The organism is Sulfitobacter sp. F26169L, from assembly GCF_026410285.1.
In the GTDB taxonomy this organism is placed as follows: Bacteria; Pseudomonadota; Alphaproteobacteria; order Rhodobacterales; family Rhodobacteraceae; genus Sulfitobacter.
Genome location: NZ_JAPMLP010000001.1, coordinates 626343 through 643358, shown reverse-complemented (window position 1 = coordinate 643358; position 17016 = coordinate 626343). Strand labels below are relative to the sequence as shown.

The 17016-nt window shown below is 58.0% G+C and carries 14 protein-coding genes; 8 read left to right on the top strand and 6 right to left on the bottom strand.

Annotated features, from left to right (window positions below; all coding sequences use genetic code 11):
* Positions 1-59: 59 nt before the first annotated feature.
* Complete coding sequence (locus OS189_RS03045; RefSeq protein WP_267165797.1) at positions 60-2153, top strand: dipeptide ABC transporter ATP-binding protein; 2094 nt, start codon at positions 60-62, stop codon at positions 2151-2153.
* A 55-nt stretch (positions 2154-2208) separates the two neighbouring features.
* Here OS189_RS03045 and OS189_RS03040 read toward each other — a convergent pair whose 3' ends face one another.
* The gene (locus tag OS189_RS03040) at positions 2209-2625 is read right to left on the bottom strand and encodes a hypothetical protein (protein ID WP_267165796.1); all 417 of its coding nucleotides are present in this window, start codon (positions 2623-2625) and stop codon (positions 2209-2211) included.
* A gap of 222 nt (positions 2626-2847) precedes the next feature.
* On the bottom strand, positions 2848-3447 hold the full coding sequence (locus OS189_RS03035; RefSeq protein WP_267165795.1) for a lytic transglycosylase domain-containing protein: 600 nt from the start codon (positions 3445-3447) through the stop codon (positions 2848-2850).
* 192 nt (positions 3448-3639) lie between these two features.
* Here OS189_RS03035 and OS189_RS03030 point away from each other — a divergent pair, with 192 nt between their 5' ends.
* Together OS189_RS03030 and OS189_RS03025 are read left to right on the top strand one after the other, a co-directional pair.
* A complete protein-coding gene (locus OS189_RS03030; protein WP_267165794.1) occupies positions 3640-4158 on the top strand; it encodes a single-stranded DNA-binding protein in 519 nt (172 codons plus the stop codon).
* A gap of 9 nt (positions 4159-4167) precedes the next feature.
* The gene (locus OS189_RS03025; RefSeq protein WP_267165793.1) at positions 4168-4473 is read left to right on the top strand and encodes a hypothetical protein; all 306 of its coding nucleotides are present in this window, start codon (positions 4168-4170) and stop codon (positions 4471-4473) included.
* 2 nt (positions 4474-4475) lie between these two features.
* Here OS189_RS03025 and aroB read toward each other — a convergent pair whose 3' ends face one another.
* Entirely contained in the window at positions 4476-5591 is a 1116-nt protein-coding gene (gene aroB, locus OS189_RS03020) for a 3-dehydroquinate synthase (protein ID WP_267165792.1), read from the bottom strand.
* The gene (locus OS189_RS03015) at positions 5588-6181 is read right to left on the bottom strand and encodes a shikimate kinase (protein WP_267165791.1); all 594 of its coding nucleotides are present in this window, start codon (positions 6179-6181) and stop codon (positions 5588-5590) included. Before OS189_RS03015 ends, aroB begins: the two co-directional genes overlap by 4 nt.
* Before the next feature lie 77 nt (positions 6182-6258).
* Here OS189_RS03015 and OS189_RS03010 point away from each other — a divergent pair, with 77 nt between their 5' ends.
* From OS189_RS03010 to OS189_RS02995, 4 genes are all read left to right on the top strand, one after another.
* Positions 6259-6411, top strand: a complete 153-nt coding sequence (locus OS189_RS03010) for a hypothetical protein (RefSeq protein WP_267165790.1) — start codon at positions 6259-6261, stop codon at positions 6409-6411.
* Positions 6412-6430: 19 nt separating this feature from the next.
* Complete coding sequence (locus OS189_RS03005; protein ID WP_267165789.1) at positions 6431-8017, top strand: hypothetical protein; 1587 nt, start codon at positions 6431-6433, stop codon at positions 8015-8017.
* A complete protein-coding gene (locus OS189_RS03000) occupies positions 8014-8979 on the top strand; it encodes a tyrosine recombinase (RefSeq protein WP_267165788.1) in 966 nt (321 codons plus the stop codon). Before OS189_RS03005 ends, OS189_RS03000 begins: the two co-directional genes overlap by 4 nt.
* Positions 8980-9247: 268 nt before the next feature.
* Positions 9248-10555, top strand: a complete 1308-nt coding sequence (locus tag OS189_RS02995; RefSeq protein WP_267165787.1) for an HlyC/CorC family transporter — start codon at positions 9248-9250, stop codon at positions 10553-10555.
* An 87-nt stretch (positions 10556-10642) separates the two neighbouring features.
* Here OS189_RS02995 and OS189_RS02990 read toward each other — a convergent pair whose 3' ends face one another.
* Positions 10643-13066: a GcvT family protein gene (locus tag OS189_RS02990; protein ID WP_267165786.1), complete on the bottom strand. Its 2424-nt coding sequence runs from the start codon at positions 13064-13066 to the stop codon at positions 10643-10645.
* A 104-nt stretch (positions 13067-13170) separates the two neighbouring features.
* Positions 13171-14454 carry a DUF2254 domain-containing protein gene (locus OS189_RS02985; RefSeq protein WP_267165785.1) on the bottom strand — a complete coding sequence of 428 codons (1284 nt, stop codon included), beginning with the start codon at positions 14452-14454 and terminating at the stop codon, positions 13171-13173.
* Between the two features lie 144 nt (positions 14455-14598).
* On the opposite strand from OS189_RS02985, the gene OS189_RS02980 reads away from it, so the two are divergent.
* A complete protein-coding gene (locus tag OS189_RS02980; RefSeq protein ID WP_267165784.1) occupies positions 14599-17016 on the top strand; it encodes a GcvT family protein in 2418 nt (805 codons plus the stop codon).

Genomic DNA, 17016 nt, shown 5'->3' with positions numbered 1-17016 from the left:
TATGGCCAAAAGAAATAGGTCTGCCCTGTTTTGCGGCCCTCCACCTGAGGAGACAGACGATGACGAAGACAACGTATGAAGGGCCCATTCTGGAAGTCGACAACTTGTCGATTTCATTCTTTACGCGGTTACGCGAAATTCCGGCTGTTATGGATTTTTCGGTTTCGGTGAAACCGGGGGAAGCTGTGGGGCTGGTCGGGGAATCGGGCTGCGGGAAATCTACGGTTGCACTGGGTGTCATGCAGGATTTGGGCAAGAACGGGCGTATTGTGGGCGGCTCGATCAAATTCAAGGGACAGGATCTGGGCGAGATGAGCGATACCGAGTTGCGCAAGATTCGGGGCTCTGAGATTGCGATGATCTATCAGGAGCCGATGGCATCGCTGAACCCTGCGATGAAGATCGGCAAGCAACTGGCCGAAGTGCCGATGATACACGCGGGGATGTCGGAGAAGGAGGCCTATGCCCGTGCTTTGCAGGTGGTGACGGACGTGAAGCTGCCCGACCCCAAGCGCATTTTGCAGGCCTATCCGCACCAGTTGTCGGGCGGACAACAACAGCGGATCGTCATTGCGATGGCGTTGATGAGCGAGCCGTCGTTGTTGATACTGGACGAGCCGACAACCGCACTTGATGTGACTGTTGAGGCGGCTGTTGTGGAACTGGTGAAGGATCTGGGCAAGAAATACGGCACATCGATGTTGTTTATCTCGCATAATCTGGGTCTGGTTCTGGAAACCTGTGACCGGATTTGTGTGATGTACTCCGGTGAGGCGGTCGAGCGCGGCAGCATCGAGGACGTGTTTGACGAAATGCAGCACCCTTACACGCAGGCGCTGTTCCGTTCTATCCCGTTGCCCGGGGCGGACAAGAACGCGCGCCCGCTGATCGCGATCCCCGGTAATTTCCCCCTGCCCCACGAGCGGCCCAAAGGCTGCAATTTTGGCCCACGATGTGATTATTTCGAGGCTGGGCGATGTGATCAGGGGCATATCTATATGCAGGACGTCCCCGGAAACGAACGCCACGCAACGCGCTGTGTCAAGTTTCAGGAAATCGACTGGAAAGCACCGCTGGAACTGGCGGATGTGAAGAAGAAAGGCGATATCGGCGAGGTTGTCCTGAAGATGGACAACCTGAAAAAATACTATCAGGTGGCGGCCAACGCGATGTTTGGCGGCGGCAATACTAAAGTGGTAAAAGCCAATGAAACCCTGACGTTCGAAGCCCGGGAAAGCGAGACGCTGGCGATTGTGGGAGAGAGCGGCTGTGGTAAATCAACATTTGCCAAGGTGCTGATGGGGCTTGAAACCGCCACGGACGGTACAATCACGCTGGACGGTGAGAGTATCGGGGATGTGCCGATCGAAGAACGGTCGACCCAAAACGTGGCCGATATTCAGATGGTTTTCCAGAATCCGTTTGATACGTTGAATCCCTCCATGACGGTGGGGCGGCAGATTGTGCGCGCACTGGAAATCTTCAAAATCGGCAGAAACGAAAAAGAGCGTTGGCAGCGGATGCTGGAATTGCTGGATCTGGTAAAATTGCCCCGTGAATTTGCCACGCGGATGCCGCGCCAGTTGTCGGGCGGGCAAAAGCAGCGTGTGGGCATTGCGCGCGCCTTTGCGGGGGATGCGCGCATTGTTGTGGCGGACGAGCCGGTTTCGGCGCTTGATGTATCTGTTCAGGCTGCGGTGACCGACCTGTTGATGGAAATCCAGCGCGAGCAGAAAACCACGCTGCTGTTTATTTCCCATGATCTAAGCATCGTGCGCTATCTCAGCGACCGTGTGATGGTGATGTATCTGGGCCATGTGGTCGAGCTGGGAACCACCGATCAGGTGTTCAGCCCGCCCTACCACCCCTATACGGAGGCGCTGTTATCGGCTGTACCGATTGCCGATACGCGGGTAAAGAAAAAGCACATCGTGCTGGAAGGTGACATTCCTTCAGCGATGAACCCGCCGCCGGGATGCCCGTTTCAGACGCGCTGCCGCTGGAAGGCAAAAGTGCCCGGCAATCTGTGCGAGACAGAGATGCCGCCCGTGCGGACCTTGCAAGGAAATCATCAGGTCAAATGCCACCTCAGCCAGCAGGAGTTTGATGGCATGGAGCCTGTTATCGAACTGGGGGACGTCGCGGCAGAATAAAGAAAAGGCGGTCCGGCAAGCGGATCGCCCTCATCTGTTTGGGTTTGTCTGTGGTTCAGAACAGGGGCAGATCAAGCAGCGCCATGGTGATCACACAGGGGAAGTAAGCTGCTGCGAAGAAGAAGAAAGACGGGAAGCGGTTGCGCAAAACGCTTCCCGCGATTGCCATCACCGGACCAGCGCACAACGCCAGAAGTGTCGGCATGGTGATCATATCGTTATATTCAAATCCCGGACCCCATGGCATTGCCGGATTTTCAAGGCCCGCCGCGATTGTGCCGAAAATCATTCCCAGCACGGCGCCCATCAACATCGGTTTGATGTTGCGGCGCGCCGTGGGGGTTTCACCAGGTAAAACCGGAGAGCTGAACATCGGCGTTTGGGTGCCCTCACCTGTTGCCATTTCCACTTTCCCAAAGCCCGAACGATTGTTGATACGTGCGATGCGCTGGTTGAAGATGTCCTGGCTCATGTGACTAACTCTCGTGTTAACTCGTTACTACCGACTGTATCGCGGGGCATTGGGGCCAGAATTGGGCAAAAGAAAGCTGCCAATTGGGCCGGAGCAGTGACCGGTCTTCATCAGGTCAGCCCACAATGCTATTTATAAGGGAAATGGCGCAAATGCGCTGCCACATTTACCATTTTCATGACGTAGGGTCACTCGAAGGTAAAGAATCGCTTTTTCGCGGAATCAGCTGCCTGCGATGATGCGAACGTAGTTTTTCGTCTCACGGAAAGGCGGGATGCCGCCGTATTTCTTCACCGCGCCCGGACCAGCGTTATAGGCCGCAAGGGCCAGATGCCAAGTGCCGAACTCCTGATACTGTTGTTTCAGGTAACGCGCGCCACCTTCAAGGTTTTGCGCGGGAACTGTTGGATCGACACGCAACAGCCGCGCGGTTCCCGGCATAAGCTGTGCCAACCCGATCGCCCCTGCGTGGCTGACCGCCTTGGGATTCCAGCGGCTTTCCTGATGGACAAGACGCAGGAAAAGATCCTGCGGAATCCCGTGCTTATCCGCTGCCGCGCGGGCCATTTGCAGAAACGGCCCCTTGTAGCGACCTCGGTATTTCTTGACCGAACCGCTGCCATCGTCCCACTTTGTCGGGGTTACAACCTTGGGCGGCTGGAGACGCGCGGAACTATGATATTGTTTTGATGCGCGGCTATCGAGCAGTTTTTTCTGCGAGGTGAAAAGTTTGCTGCGGTTCTTTGAAGAAAAGACATCAGCGGACGCGGGCGCTCCAAGGCACATTGTTCCTGCAATCATTGCTACTACTGCTATGCGCATGGTGCTTTGCGTCCTCAAGACCGTGGTTGTCGTGCACTATACCAAACGTCACGCCCGTGACCAGACCCTGATGCACCCGATGAGAAAGCAAGTGGCCCTGCCCTGTGATGCCGTTATAAAGACGCCGGAATGGTCCAGCGGGATTCGGCTGGTATCAATGCAGAGTGAAACAGACCCCACAAGGAGAGCGGCATGGCCGGTTCAGTAAACAAAGTCATTCTTATCGGCAATCTTGGACGTGATCCCGAAGTTCGCAGCTTCCAGAATGGCGGCAAGGTGTGCAACCTGCGCATCGCGACATCCGAAAACTGGAAAGACAAAAACACCGGCGAGCGGCGCGAAAAGACCGAATGGCACTCGGTTGCCATTTTCAACGAAGGTCTGGTGCGCATCGCCGAACAGTATTTGAAAAAAGGGTCCAAAGTATACATCGAGGGCCAGCTGCAGACACGCAAATGGCAGGACCAGTCCGGTGCCGACCGGTATTCAACAGAAGTCGTGTTGCAGGGCTTCAACGGCACGCTGACGATGCTGGACGGTCGCGACGGTGGCGGCAGCGGCGGTGGCGGCGGCGGTTATGATCAGGGCGGCGGTGGCTATGACCAAGGCGGCGGCGGGTACGATCAGGGCGGCGGCTTTGGCGGTGGACAATCCGGCGGTGGCAATCAGGGCGGCGGCGCGCGTGATCTGGACGACGAAATCCCGTTCTGAAGAACTGCCGTGACACCTGAACTTACGGTTTTACTGGTGGCGGGGGCCGTTACGGCCACCGCCTATATGGGCCTGTACCCCCGTATGGCCAATAAGACCCTTGTGAGCATTTTGCGCTTGGATCTTGCCATTACCTGCGCCCTGATGTTGGCAGTAGGTGCTGTTTATTACGGCAGCGGCGTCCGCTTCTCACTAGTGTTTTTCGATGTACCATGGTGGGCGTTTACACTGATCTGCACCTCGGTAATCGAAGCACCATTTTTCGCATGGTTCTGCAAACGCTGGAATGTCGACCTGAATCCACCGCCCGATTGATCCTAGCGGCGCTGCGCCAGTGCATCATTCAGTACGGCCAGAACATCTGCTTTGGCGACATCCCCTGTCACAAACGCATCGCCAATATCCCGCGCGAGGATAAAGCGAAGCTGGCCTTCGACGACCTTTTTGTCCTGCCCCATCAGCGCCAGCAAACTGTCTGCATCGGGTAAATCGCCTTCGATATCGGACAGGTCGACTTTCATGCCCATCGCTCGTAAATGCGCGCGCACACGGCTGGGCGCTTCCTGCGCGCAAAGCCCCATCCGGGCGGATAATTCAAACGCCAGCGCACAACCGATCGCCACGCCCTCGCCGTGCAGCAGCCGGTCGGAATACCCCGTGGCGGCCTCCAGTGCGTGACCGAAGGTATGGCCAAGGTTCAGCAGCGCGCGCTCGCCCTGCTCTGTCTCGTCGCGCACAACAATGTCGGCTTTCATCTGTACCGAACGGCGCACCGCTTCTACCCGTGCAGGGCCATCGCCATCCGCCAGCGCCGGGCCCATGGTTTCAAGCCAGTCAAAAAATGCGGCATCGCCCAGAAGGCCGTATTTCACCACCTCTCCGTAACCGGCAAGAAAATCGCGCGGCTCCAGCGTTCCCAACACTGCTGTATCTGCCAGCACCAGCGCGGGTTGGTGAAATGCACCGACAAGGTTCTTGCCGTGATGGGTGTTGATCCCCGTCTTGCCCCCGACAGAGCTGTCGACCTGCGCCAGCAGAGATGTGGGGATTTGAACAAACCGTACGCCCCGCCGCAGCACCGCCGCTGCAAAGCCCACCAGATCACCGATCACACCACCACCAAAGGCGACCACGACATCGCCGCGCTCGACCTGCTGGTCCAGCAGCCATTCAACACTGTGCTGCAACTGCGACCAGCATTTTGTTGCCTCACCCGCAGGCAGCAATAGCGATTCCATCGTGATGCCTTGCGCACTAAGCCCGCTGCGCAGCGCCTCAAGGTGCAGCGCGGCGACGTTTTCATCAGTGATCACCGCCACACGGGGACGGCTCAGCAAGGGGGCCACAAACGCCCCCGCCTGCGTCAGCAATCCCGGCCCGATTTCTACGTCATAGGCACGGTTTGGCAGGGGGACATGAACGCGTTCATTCATTTTCTATGCTCCAGAACATCGGGCCGCGTCAGCAATGTTTCGATCACCCGCCCCGCCATGGCATCAATCGACAATTCTGCGGCGCATTTCACCCGCAATTCGGACAGTTTGTAAATCGGTGTACGCGCGGCAAAGATTTCGCCCAATGTGGCGCGCGGGTCGGCTGTGCGCAGCAAGGGACGCGTGTCTTTGTGGCGCACACGGCTCCACAACAGCTCCAGATCCGCATCAAGCCAGACTGCGACGCCCTTCTCGCTGATATTATCGCGATTGATCTGCGCCAGAAACGCACCACCCCCTGTGGACAGAATACCGGTCTGTGTTTCCAGCAGGCGGCGGATCACTTCCGTCTCGCGCTTGCGAAAGAATTCCTCACCATCGCGCTGGAATATCTCGGGCACGGAAAGATTCGCGGCGGTTTCTATTTCGGCATCACTGTCCAGAAACGGCACACCCAGCTTTGCCGAGACCGCACGGCCCACCGCCGTCTTGCCAGCTCCCATCATACCCACCAACGCCACCGTCTTTTTCAGTCGGTAGTCGGGGTTCGGTCGGCGGATGTCAGCCGTGGAGGGATCATTTTCATGCATTTGTTCCTGAATGACGTGATCTTACCGAAAAGGCCATATATAGTTTGGAAAAATAATGGCAAATCAGGCAGGTAAAAATGTTAGGAAAACTCTTCAAGCTTCTGTTTATCCTTGCGATTCTCGGATTTATCGGGCTTGTGGGTTTTGCGTATGTCGGCCCTGAAATCGGGATCGACTTTGCGCCGCCCGCAGAAGAAATACGGATGCCCGTCACGCTTGAGGGGCAATAGCGCCATGTCTTTCCCCGTGATGAGCGGATTACGCGCCGGCGTCATTGGCGTGTTTCTGCCGTTTGCGTTTGCCGCAAGCGCGCAGAGCACTGCGCCCCTGTCGGTGATCGATTGGCTCGATAAACCGGCGCCGCTGGGGCAATTGCCCCGCGCACCTGCCCCGCGCGCATCAAAACCGGCCGCAAAACCGGTGGACGAACCGGCGGTCACCAATAACGGCAGTGCCCCGCACATCATCACCCGCTCGCTTGATGCGGGTGCGCCTGCAAACGTAGGTCTTGTGCCCCCCGCCGTCACCGGAATGAAGCCCGATCTCTGGGTGGGGAGCGATGTGGCCGATCTTGCCCGTCGCCTGAACAAACTGCCTGATCTTGAGTTACCCGCAAGCAATGCGCTGTTGTTCACGCTGCTGCTGACAGAGGCATCCGCACCAAACGGCACCGCATCTGCGCAAAACGCACTGACCCTTGCGCGCGCTGAAAAACTGATGGCACTGGGCGCGGTCGATCCCGCGCTGGCGCTACTGGAACAGGCGGGGGCTTCTACCTCCCGCAGCCTGTTCGATTTATGGGCGCAGCTTGGATTGTTGGTGGGTACAGAAGATACCGCATGCGGTGCGCTATCACGCGCGCGCTATCTGACAAACGATGCCGGCTTGCAGATTTTCTGTGCCGCCCGCGGGGGCGACTGGGATACCGCCGCGCTGACCTTCGGTTCTGCAAAAGCGCTGTCTCTGTTACCGCGCGAAACACTAGATGTCCTTGACCGCTTCCTGAACCCCGATGTCTTCGAAGATGCCGCCCCGTTGAAATCACCGCGCAAAGTTGACCCGCTGACGTTCCGCTTGTTTGAAACCATAGGCGAGCCGCTCCCGACCGGACCGCTGCCGCGCGCCTACGCCGTGGCCGATCTGCGTGATATTGCAGGCTGGAAATCCCAACTCGAAGCGGCCGAGCGGTTGACCCGCGCAGGCGCGCTGCCCGACAACCGCCTGCTTGGCCTCTATACGAATCGCCAGCCAGCTGCATCTGGCGGAATATGGGACCGCGTCCGCGCCGTGCAACGGTTTGACACAGCCCTTAACACCAACAGCGTCGAAGCGGTTTCGAAAACGCTTCCCGCTGCCTGGCATCACATGCGTGAGGCAGAGCTGGAAGTGAGTTTCGCCACCGCATTTTACGACCGGATCACAGAAATCGAACTGACCGGAAAAGCAGCACGGATAAAGGCGCGAATGGGTCTATTATCGCCCGCTTATGAGATGGTCGCTGTTGCATTGGGCGATGAGATCAAACTGGGTCCGGAGATGGCGTTGATCCGTGCCGTTGCACAGGGCGAAGCCGTTGCAAAAGCCCCGTCGGATGCCCTGCCCCGTGCGATCAATGATGCATTTTCCACTCCCGCCCCCCGTCAGGAGTGGATTGAGATGGCAAAGACACAGCGTTTGGGTGAGGCGCTGCTGGCCACGCTCGACTCCCTGCGCGACGGTGCCCGTGGAGACAGCCGTGCCTTGCGCGAATCTCTTGGCACGTTGCGGGCATTAGGACTAGAAGACACCGCCCGCCGCGCCGCTCTGCAAATTCTGCTGCTGGAACGGTCACCATGACCAAACGCCCCCCGTCATCCTGGATATCCATGTTTCTGGAGGCACAGGCCGCCGAACTGGGTGCTGCCACAAACACCCTGCTCGCCTACGGGCGCGACCTGAAGGATTTTGACAGCTGGCTGGCCCATCGCGATTGCACCTTCGACCAAGCCAGCCGTGCCGATGTCGAGGCGTATCTGGTATCCTGCGATGCGCAGGGCCTTGCCAAATCCACCCGCGCCCGGCGTTTGTCGGCAGTCAAGCAGCTCTATCGCTTTGCGTTCGAAGAGGGGTTGCGCAGCGACAATCCCGCCATCCAGATTAGCGGCCCCGGCCAGGACAAGCGCCTTCCCAAAATCCTTTCCGTGCAGGAGGTTGACCGCCTGCTGTCTGCTGCACGCAGCTTGGGCCGCAATACCACGGATCGCGTGCGCAACACGTGCCTAATGGAACTTCTCTACGCCACCGGAATGCGGGTCAGTGAACTGGTCGGCCTACCGGTCAGCGCCACCCGCGGCGACCCCCGCCTGCTGCTCATCCTCGGCAAGGGGGGTAAAGAGCGGATGGTGCCCCTGTCACCGGATGCGCGCGATGCGCTGGCTCTCTGGATACGTCTGCGCGACGAAAGCGAAGCAGCGCGTGTGGCGAAAAAACTGCCACCATCGCGTTTCCTGTTTCCCTCCCGTGGCAAGGATGGCCACCTGACGCGCCACCGGTTTTACCTTCTCATCAAGGAAATCGCAGTCGCAGCTGGCGTCGATCCGGCCAAGGTTACACCGCACACCCTGCGCCATGCATTTGCAACCCACCTTCTCGCCGGCGGCGCAGATCTGCGCGCCATCCAGACCATGCTGGGCCACGCCGATGTTGCTACCACAGAAATCTACACCCACGTACTAGAGGCGCGCCTGTCAGAACTGGTTCTGGATCATCATCCGTTGTCCGAAACAGCGATTAAAAAGAAGACCTCCGACAGCATCTAGAAGCTTCCACAGCAAAGCGGCATCGGCCCCGGATCTCCTTATCCATTTGTGCAAACCCAGTACCTTCGCTCCATTCCCATCCCGGAAAACTTAGGTCAGTCTTGTGTAAATTGCGTAAATCTGCCTCTTGCCACGCCAAATTAGCGCAGCAGCGCAGCCAACAACGCGCCTAAGCATCCAAAACAAGCTCTTTCCCGCAACGCCCTCCTTGAATGCTGCACCCCCGCGCCCCATAACATACAGACTTATCACACAGAGGTTTCCCCCAATGGACATGCCACAAGCTACGGCAGATACCGCGTTCTGGATTTCCACAGCGATCATTCTTTTCCTGCTGATCCTGTCAGGTTTTTTCTCCGGTTCCGAAACCGCCCTGACAGCGGCCTCACGGGGAAAGCTGCGGACACAGGCGGATAAAGGCTCGGTTGGCGCACAGCGCGCGCTGAGCATTACCGAAGACAACGAACGCCTCATCGGCTCGGTCCTTTTGGGAAACAACCTCGTCAACATCCTCGCAGCCTCTTTGGCAACAGCCTTGTTTACACGCCTTTTCGGTGAAAGCGGTGTTGCCTTGGCGACTTTGGTCATGACACTCCTTGTTCTTATCTTTTCCGAAGTCCTGCCAAAAACCTACGCAATCACAAATGCAGAACGCGCCGCCGCTCTTGTTTCCGGACCGATCAGCGTTGTTGTATTTGTGTTTGCCCCGGTGGTCAGCGTTGTGCGGCTGCTGGTGCGCGGTCTGCTGCGCTTGCTCGGTGTTTCTGTTGACCCCGATAGCAACATCCTCGCTGTGCGGGAAGAAATCGCAGGCGCTTTACAGCTTGGCCACTCCGAAGGTGTCGTTGAAAAAGAAGACCGCGACCGTATCCTTGGCGCGCTCGATCTGCGCGAACGTGTGGTAGAGGAAATCATGCTACACCGCTCCGGCATAGAGATGATCGATGCAGGTAACAGTCCCTCCGATATCTTGGAACAGTGCCTGCGCTCCAATCACACACGGCTTCCAGTTTACCGTGACGACCCCGAAAACATTATCGGTGTGATCCACGCAAAAGACCTGCTGCGGGCGATGTACAAACTCATCGGCGGCGCCGAAGGGGATGCCGCAGCCCTCAAAGAATTCGACATCGCCGAAATTGCAAAAGAGCCGTATTTCGTGCCCGAAACTTCCACACTTGATGAGCAGATGCGCCAGTTCCTGCACCGCAGAACCCACTTCGCGCTTGTGGTTGATGAATACGGAACCCTCCAGGGCCTGATCACTCTCGAAGATATCCTCGAAGAGATTGTCGGCGAAATCACCGACGAGTTTGACCCCCTCGCCGAACACGCCATCAAAACCGACAGTGACGGCCAGTTCCTGATCGATGGCGCAATGACAATCCGTGATCTCAACCGCGCAAACGACTGGAACCTGCCCGACGACGAAGCGAACACCGTTGCTGGCCTTGTCATCCACGAAGCACAGATGATTCCGACCAGCGGACAGGTCTTTCTGTTCCACGGATTCCGGTTCGAAGTTCTCAAACGCGAAGGTAACCGCATCACAGACCTGAAAATCCGTCCTCTTTAACACACCCGTTATTTCTTTTGGCCCCAAATATCCCGGGGAGTCTTCGGCCAAAGGCCGAAGACGGGGCAGCGCCCCGAACTACACAATCTAGGCGCGCAATCGTTTGCCTTCAGGGTCAAACGGCGGCTCGGCAAGTATCGTCGCCTTGTGTGGTTTGCCCAACACCATCACATCCACAACCTCCCCTGCACTGCCCCCTTTGATATAGGCAAGCGCAAGCGACAGCCCGACAAAATACCCGTAGGCGCCCGATGTCACCCGCCCAATGCCCACACCGTCTTTGAAAACCGGTTCTCCGCCTGTTGCATCTGCAAAAGACGCCTCCGTTTGCCCCCCATCCAGCGCCAGCAGGACAAGCTCCTCGCGCGCGGGATTTGCCATTGTTTCGGTCACCGCATCACGATTGAGGAACGGCTTGTCCAGCTTGCACAGCCGCGCCAGTCCAACCTCTTGCGGCCAGTATTCGGGGCTGTATTCCCGCCCCCAAGAGCCATAGCCTTTCTCGATCCGCAGCGACATCAAGGCGCGGCTGCCCACCGGTCCGGCACCCACCTGCGCGCCCGCAGTAACAAGCGCGTCGTACAGCCGCTTCTGATCCGCTTCATCACAGTGCAATTCCCACCCCAGATCACCCGTGAAGGACACGCGCAAAGCCAGACAGCGCACACCGCCCAGTTCGATCCACTGCGAGCGCATGAAAGGAAAGTCACGCGTTTCAAGCGATGTGATGGTCAATCGCTGAAGCAACTCGCGCGATTTTGGCCCTGCAACGTTAAACCCGCACATGGTGTTGGTACGGCTCTCGAATGTGGTGCCCTCCGGCAGCGGCACTTCTTTGAAAAACCGCCAGTGATAGCGCTCTGCCATGCCCGAGCCGATGACCCAGAATTCATTCTCTGCAAGACGGGTCACCGTAAAATCACCCGCGATCCCGCCGCGCTTGCCGATCAACGGCGTCAGGCACGACCGCCCGACTTCGCGCGGCATTGTGTTGGCAAACACAGCGTTCAGCCAGGCTTCGGCGCCGCTACCCTTGCAGATGTATTTTGCAAAGTTCGATATGTCGATGATACCGGCATGTTCGCGCAGCATCCGACATTCCTTCCCCACAACATCCCACCATGACTGGCGGGTAAAGCCGTGGGTCTGGTCCTGCGCCCCCACTTCATCGCCGAAATACAGCGGGTGCTCCCAGCCGTAATTCAGGCCGAACACCGCGCCCATATCACGTTGTGTATCGTACACAGGACGCAAGCGCGCGGGGCGTCCGGCACTGCGTTCTTCGTTGGGAAAATGAATTTTGAACCGGTTGGCATATTGATCGCCCACACGCGCCTTGGTGAAAGCCTTGTCCGCCCAATCACCAAATCGCGCGACATCCCATGCAAACATATCATAGCGGCTTTCGCCCGTGACAATCCAGTCAGCGGCCAGCAGGCCCATGCCCCCCGATTGGCTAAATCCGGGGATGATCCCATTGCAGCAAAAATAATTGCGCAACTCCGGCACAGGGCCAAACAGGACATTGCTGTCGGGGGACCAGATCATCGGGCCGTTGATGACCCGTTTGATCCCCGCGGTGCCCACGGCCGGCACACGCTCGATCGCACGCAGCATGTTTTCCTCGATCCTTTCCAGATCATCGGCAAACAACTCGTGCCCGAACCCCTGCGGCGTGCCGTCTTCAGCCCAGAACCGAAGGTTTTTTTCATACGCCCCTACCAGCAGTCCCTTGCCTTCCTGACGCAGGTAGTATTCTCCGTCTCGGTCCGCGACAGAAGGCAGGCGGCCCTCCATACCTTCGATTTCGGCAATGGTTTCGGTAACAAAATACTGGTGCTCTGTGGGTTGCAACGGCAGTTTGATCCCTGCCAGCGCCGCAACTTCACGCCCCCACAGGCCCGCCGCATTGACCACCCATTGCGTCCGGATATCACCTTTTCCGGAGCGCACAATCCAAGTGCCATCCGGTTGTTGCTCTGTCCCCGTGACAGGGCAAAACCGCACAATCTCGGCACCGTTTTGCCGCGCGCCGGCGGCATAGGCGTTTGTCACGCCGGACGGGTCCACGTTGCCGCCCGAAGGCTCGTACATGATGCAGCGGATTCCGTCATAATCCACCAGCGGATGCAGTTTTTCGGCCTCTGCACGGCTGACCTCGTAGAAGCCCAGTCCGTAGTATTTGGCCTTGGCCGCTTGCAGACGTAACTGGTGTTCGCGCGCTTCTGTCTGCGCCAGATACAGGCTTCCGGGCTGGAACACACCACAGCTTTGCCCCGTCTCGGCCTCAAGCGCGTTGTACAAATCCATTGTGTAATTCTGGATGCGCGTGATGTTGTTATTGTCGTGCAGGCCGTGAATGTTGGCCGCCGCGTGCCACGTCGAACCCGAGGTCAGCTCGTCCCGTTCCAGCAGCATGACATCGGACCACCCCAGTTTTGTGAGGTGATAAAGGATGGAGCAGCCGATAACGCCGCCTCCGATGACAACGGCTTGGGCATGGGTGCGCATGAAACGGGTCCTGATCGTGGCTACTGTACCGGCTATGGTGGCTGCCTATCTTCCTGACCGATAGCAATTTTGCGACATGATCCGTCGCAACCCTTACAGCGCCCCTAATTCGGGCGAACTTCGGGATCGCTTGAGGCGATAAGCGCCTTGCGGTCCGGCTCGAAGCTGAGCGTTTCCAGCGCACGTGCCAGTTCCTCGCGCGCCATGTCGCGCGCAGCGCGGCACAATCCGCTATCGGGGTGGCGCATCAGTCCCGCAAGGGTCTGCTGCAGCCGCTGCTGCACCTCAAGCGTTCCGGCCCCGTTACGCGACACCGCACCAAAACCGTCGCGCAAAAGATCCGCCGGATCAATCGGCGGGACATGCAAATGTGCCAACAGTGTTTCGGGCTCGCCTTTTGTCTCATCTTTGTAGTCTGATAAAATGCGCCCGATGCGGGTGATCACGTCAATCGCCGTTCCGGGGTCATTCACCCCCGGTGACAGGGCCTTTGATCCGATCTCGCTCATCACAATCAGACCAAAACGGGGATCTTGTTCGTAATTGCGCACATCGGCAAGAAACACGGCATCCTGAACATCTTTGTACAGCGCGTCCCAGTCCAATTCGCCACCCATCTTTTCCACTTCCATCAGCGGCGCATCAAGGAATGCAAAGTGACCAACCGCCTGCGTCAGATAAAAATGAACATCGTGCTTTTCGGCGATCGAATTCAGGGCTTCGGGGTATATCTGCTGGATGTATCCGCTCTCCCACGCTTTCAGCGTTCTGGTGCCCTCCGGCACATCACCCGTTAGCGGATGCGCGCCCAGACAGGGCCGCGCAAGACGGTCCTTGAACTGCGCGCGAGTCACATCCTCAACCTGACGGGTTGTGTCCAGCAGCTGCCCAAATCCTTGCAAATGTAAAACCCAGCGGATCAGGTAAACAACGATCACCACCAGAACCAGAACCGTCATCCAAAACAACACAAATGCCCGCTCGTCGACGTAAATGCCCAGTTCTCGCAAAATAATCCCAAGAAGGGAGTAGACATAGGCGCCGATGAAGATTGCCAGCGTGTTCTGGGTAGTTTTGTCCGTCATAATCAGGCGGTGGACACGGGGCGTCCATTGGGTGGAGGAGGACTGGTAAACCGACACCATAACCGTGATCGAGAAAATAGTGACCGACAGCATTGCCGAGGCGATGAGCTGCAGCAGACGGTCGGCGGCATCGCCACTCAAACTCTGGGCGAGCTTTTCGGGGATATAAACCTCTATCAACTGGCTAAGCACGGTCGCGACAACCGCCAGCAGGCCCATCATCACCACGCGCACCCAAAGTTTGCGGGAATAACGGCGCGCTTTGCGTAAAGCGGTGGCGAAAAGGGTGTTTATATTTTCCATTCCCAACAGTTAGTCCCCTCACCGTCCGAGGCCAACGCCAAAATTCACACAATACGAATTCGACAGATTGTGTCGCAAAATCACTTGCTCCACGATGGTGCATGACCTTTCCTGCGAAGGGTACGCGACAGAAAGGTCCCGCATATGAAAACCACCACCCGTGTTGTGATTATCGGCGGCGGCGTTGTCGGCGCTTCGGTTCTGTACCATCTGACCAAACTTGGCTGGTCCGATGTGATGCTGCTGGAACGCTCCGAGTTAACTTCCGGGTCGACGTGGCACGCTGCGGGCGGCTTTCATACGCTGAACGGTGATACCAACATGGCGGCCCTTCAGGGCTATACCATCAGACTGTACAAGGAACTGGAGGAGATCACCGGCATGTCCTGCGGTCTGCACCATGTTGGCGGTGTGACGCTGGCGGACAATCAGGACCGTTTCGATATGCTGCTGGCAGAGCGTGCCAAGCACCGTTTTATGGGGCTGGAGACAGAGATCGTCGGCCCCGAAGAGATCGCCAAAATCGCCCCCGTCACCAATCTGGAGGGGATTATCGGCGGATTGTATGATCCGCTGGACGGTCACCTTGACCCGTCAGGGACCACCCATGCCTATGCCCGTGCCGCGAAAATGGGCGGCGCGACGATTGAAACCCAATGCATGGTGCGCGAAACCAACCAGCGCCCGGATGGCACATGGGATGTGGTGACGGACAAGGGCACCATTCACGCGGAACACATTGTGAATGCCGGTGGACTTTGGGCGCGCGAAGTTGCGGCGATGGCGGGCGTTTATCTGCCCCTGCACCCGATGGAGCATCAATATCTGGTGACCGAGGAAGTGCCCCTCATTAGGGAAATGATGGCAGATGGCCGCGAGCACCCCCATGTGATGGACCCCGCCGGCGAAAGCTATCTGCGACAGGAAGGCATGGGCTTGTGCATCGGGTTTTACGAACAACCCTGCCGCCCGTGGGCGGTGGGCGGCACCCCGTGGAGCTTCGGCCAAGACCTGCTGGCGGATGATTTCGACAAGATCGAGGAAAGCATCAAATTTGCCTACCGCCGCTTTCCCGATCTGGAACGCGCTGGCGTGAAAAACGTAATCCACGGGCCGTTCACCTTTGCTCCTGATGGGAACCCGCTGGTTGGCCCTGTGCCGGGGTTGCGCAATTACTGGTCGGCTTGCGGTGTGATGGCAGGGTTCAGCCAAGGGGGCGGCGTTGGCCTGACGCTGGCGCAATGGATGATAGAAGGCGAACCCGAGCGTGACGTATTCGCCATGGATGTTGCCCGCTTTGGCAAGTGGATTTCTCCGGGATACACCCTGCCCAAGGTCATCGAAAACTATCAAAAACGTTTTTCCGTGTCCTACCCGAACGAAGAGTTGCCCGCCGCGCGCCCCCACCACACCACGCCGATGTATGACATTTTTAGCGATCTAGGCGCTGTCTGGGGCCAGCAATTCGGGTTGGAGGTGCCGAATTACTTCGCAACCGACAGCGAACCGACATACGAAACGCCTTCCTTCCGCCGCTCTGACGCATTTGCGGCGACAGGTCGTGAAGTGCGCGCCGTGCGCGAAGGTGTGGGCATTAACGAGGTGCAGAATTTCGGCAAATATCTGGTGTCCGGACCAAACGCACGCGTATGGCTGGACCGGATCATGGCGGGCCGTGTGCCTGCACCGGGGCGCATTTCGCTGACCCCGATGCTTTCTCCCAACGGGCGCTTGATCGGTGATTTCACCATTTCCTGCCTTGGTGATGATCTGTTCCAGCTTACCGCGTCTTACGCCGCGCAAGCCTATCACAGCCGCTGGTTCGCACAGAACATGCAAGACGGTGTGCAGGTCGAAAACATCTCTGACCGGCGCACGGGGTTCCAGATTGCCGGCTCGAAAGCGCGTGACGTGCTGCAAGCCTGCACGCTGGATGATGTCGCAGCGATGAAATTTCTCGATGTCCGCGCGATGACTGTCGGTTTGACCAACTGTCTTGTGCAGCGCGTCAGCTATACCGGTGATCTGGGTTACGAGATTTATTGCGACGCCATGGCGCAGCGCCAGTTGTGGTCAACCCTCCGGGCCGCTGGACAGCCCCACAACATCACGCCGTTTGGGATGCGCGCGATGATGTCCCTGCGACTGGACAAGTTCTTTGGCGCGTGGCTGCTGGAATTCGGGCCGGATTATACTGCGGCGGAAACCGGACTGGACCGCTTTATCAGCTTTAGGAAGAACGCGGATTTCATCGGCCGCGCAGCAGCCGAAGCCGAGCGTGACGCTGGCCCCGATCGCAAGCTGGTAGCGTTCGAGGTCGAGGCATTGGATGCAGATGTGCAGGGATACGAGCCGATCTGGCTTAACGGGACGGTTATCGGTTTCTGCACCTCCGGCGGGTATTCCCATTATGCAGAAAAATCTGTTGCACAGGGGTTTGTTCCTGTCGCGCAGGCGCAAGAGGGATTGGCGGTCGAGATCGAAATACTGGGGCAGATGCGCCCCGCCCGTCTGATCACGACACCGCTGTTTGACCCTGACGGCACGCGGATGCGGGGCTGA

What these genes read in the sequence shown, in the direction of transcription:
- OS189_RS03045 (WP_267165797.1), top strand. Translation starts at nt 60, where the DNA reads ATGACGAAGACAACGTATGAAGGGCCCATTCTGGAAGTCGACAACTTG.
- OS189_RS03040 (WP_267165796.1), bottom strand. Translation starts at nt 2,625, where the DNA reads ATGAGCCAGGACATCTTCAACCAGCGCATCGCACGTATCAACAATCGT.
- OS189_RS03035 (WP_267165795.1), bottom strand. Translation starts at nt 3,447, where the DNA reads ATGCGCATAGCAGTAGTAGCAATGATTGCAGGAACAATGTGCCTTGGA.
- OS189_RS03030 (WP_267165794.1), top strand. Translation starts at nt 3,640, where the DNA reads ATGGCCGGTTCAGTAAACAAAGTCATTCTTATCGGCAATCTTGGACGT.
- aroB (WP_267165792.1), bottom strand. Translation starts at nt 5,591, where the DNA reads ATGAATGAACGCGTTCATGTCCCCCTGCCAAACCGTGCCTATGACGTA.
- OS189_RS03015 (WP_267165791.1), bottom strand. Translation starts at nt 6,181, where the DNA reads ATGCATGAAAATGATCCCTCCACGGCTGACATCCGCCGACCGAACCCC.
- OS189_RS03010 (WP_267165790.1), top strand. Translation starts at nt 6,259, where the DNA reads ATGTTAGGAAAACTCTTCAAGCTTCTGTTTATCCTTGCGATTCTCGGA.
- OS189_RS03005 (WP_267165789.1), top strand. Translation starts at nt 6,431, where the DNA reads ATGAGCGGATTACGCGCCGGCGTCATTGGCGTGTTTCTGCCGTTTGCG.
- OS189_RS03000 (WP_267165788.1), top strand. Translation starts at nt 8,014, where the DNA reads ATGACCAAACGCCCCCCGTCATCCTGGATATCCATGTTTCTGGAGGCA.
- OS189_RS02995 (WP_267165787.1), top strand. Translation starts at nt 9,248, where the DNA reads ATGGACATGCCACAAGCTACGGCAGATACCGCGTTCTGGATTTCCACA.
- OS189_RS02990 (WP_267165786.1), bottom strand. Translation starts at nt 13,066, where the DNA reads ATGCGCACCCATGCCCAAGCCGTTGTCATCGGAGGCGGCGTTATCGGC.
- OS189_RS02985 (WP_267165785.1), bottom strand. Translation starts at nt 14,454, where the DNA reads ATGGAAAATATAAACACCCTTTTCGCCACCGCTTTACGCAAAGCGCGC.
- OS189_RS02980 (WP_267165784.1), top strand. Translation starts at nt 14,599, where the DNA reads ATGAAAACCACCACCCGTGTTGTGATTATCGGCGGCGGCGTTGTCGGC.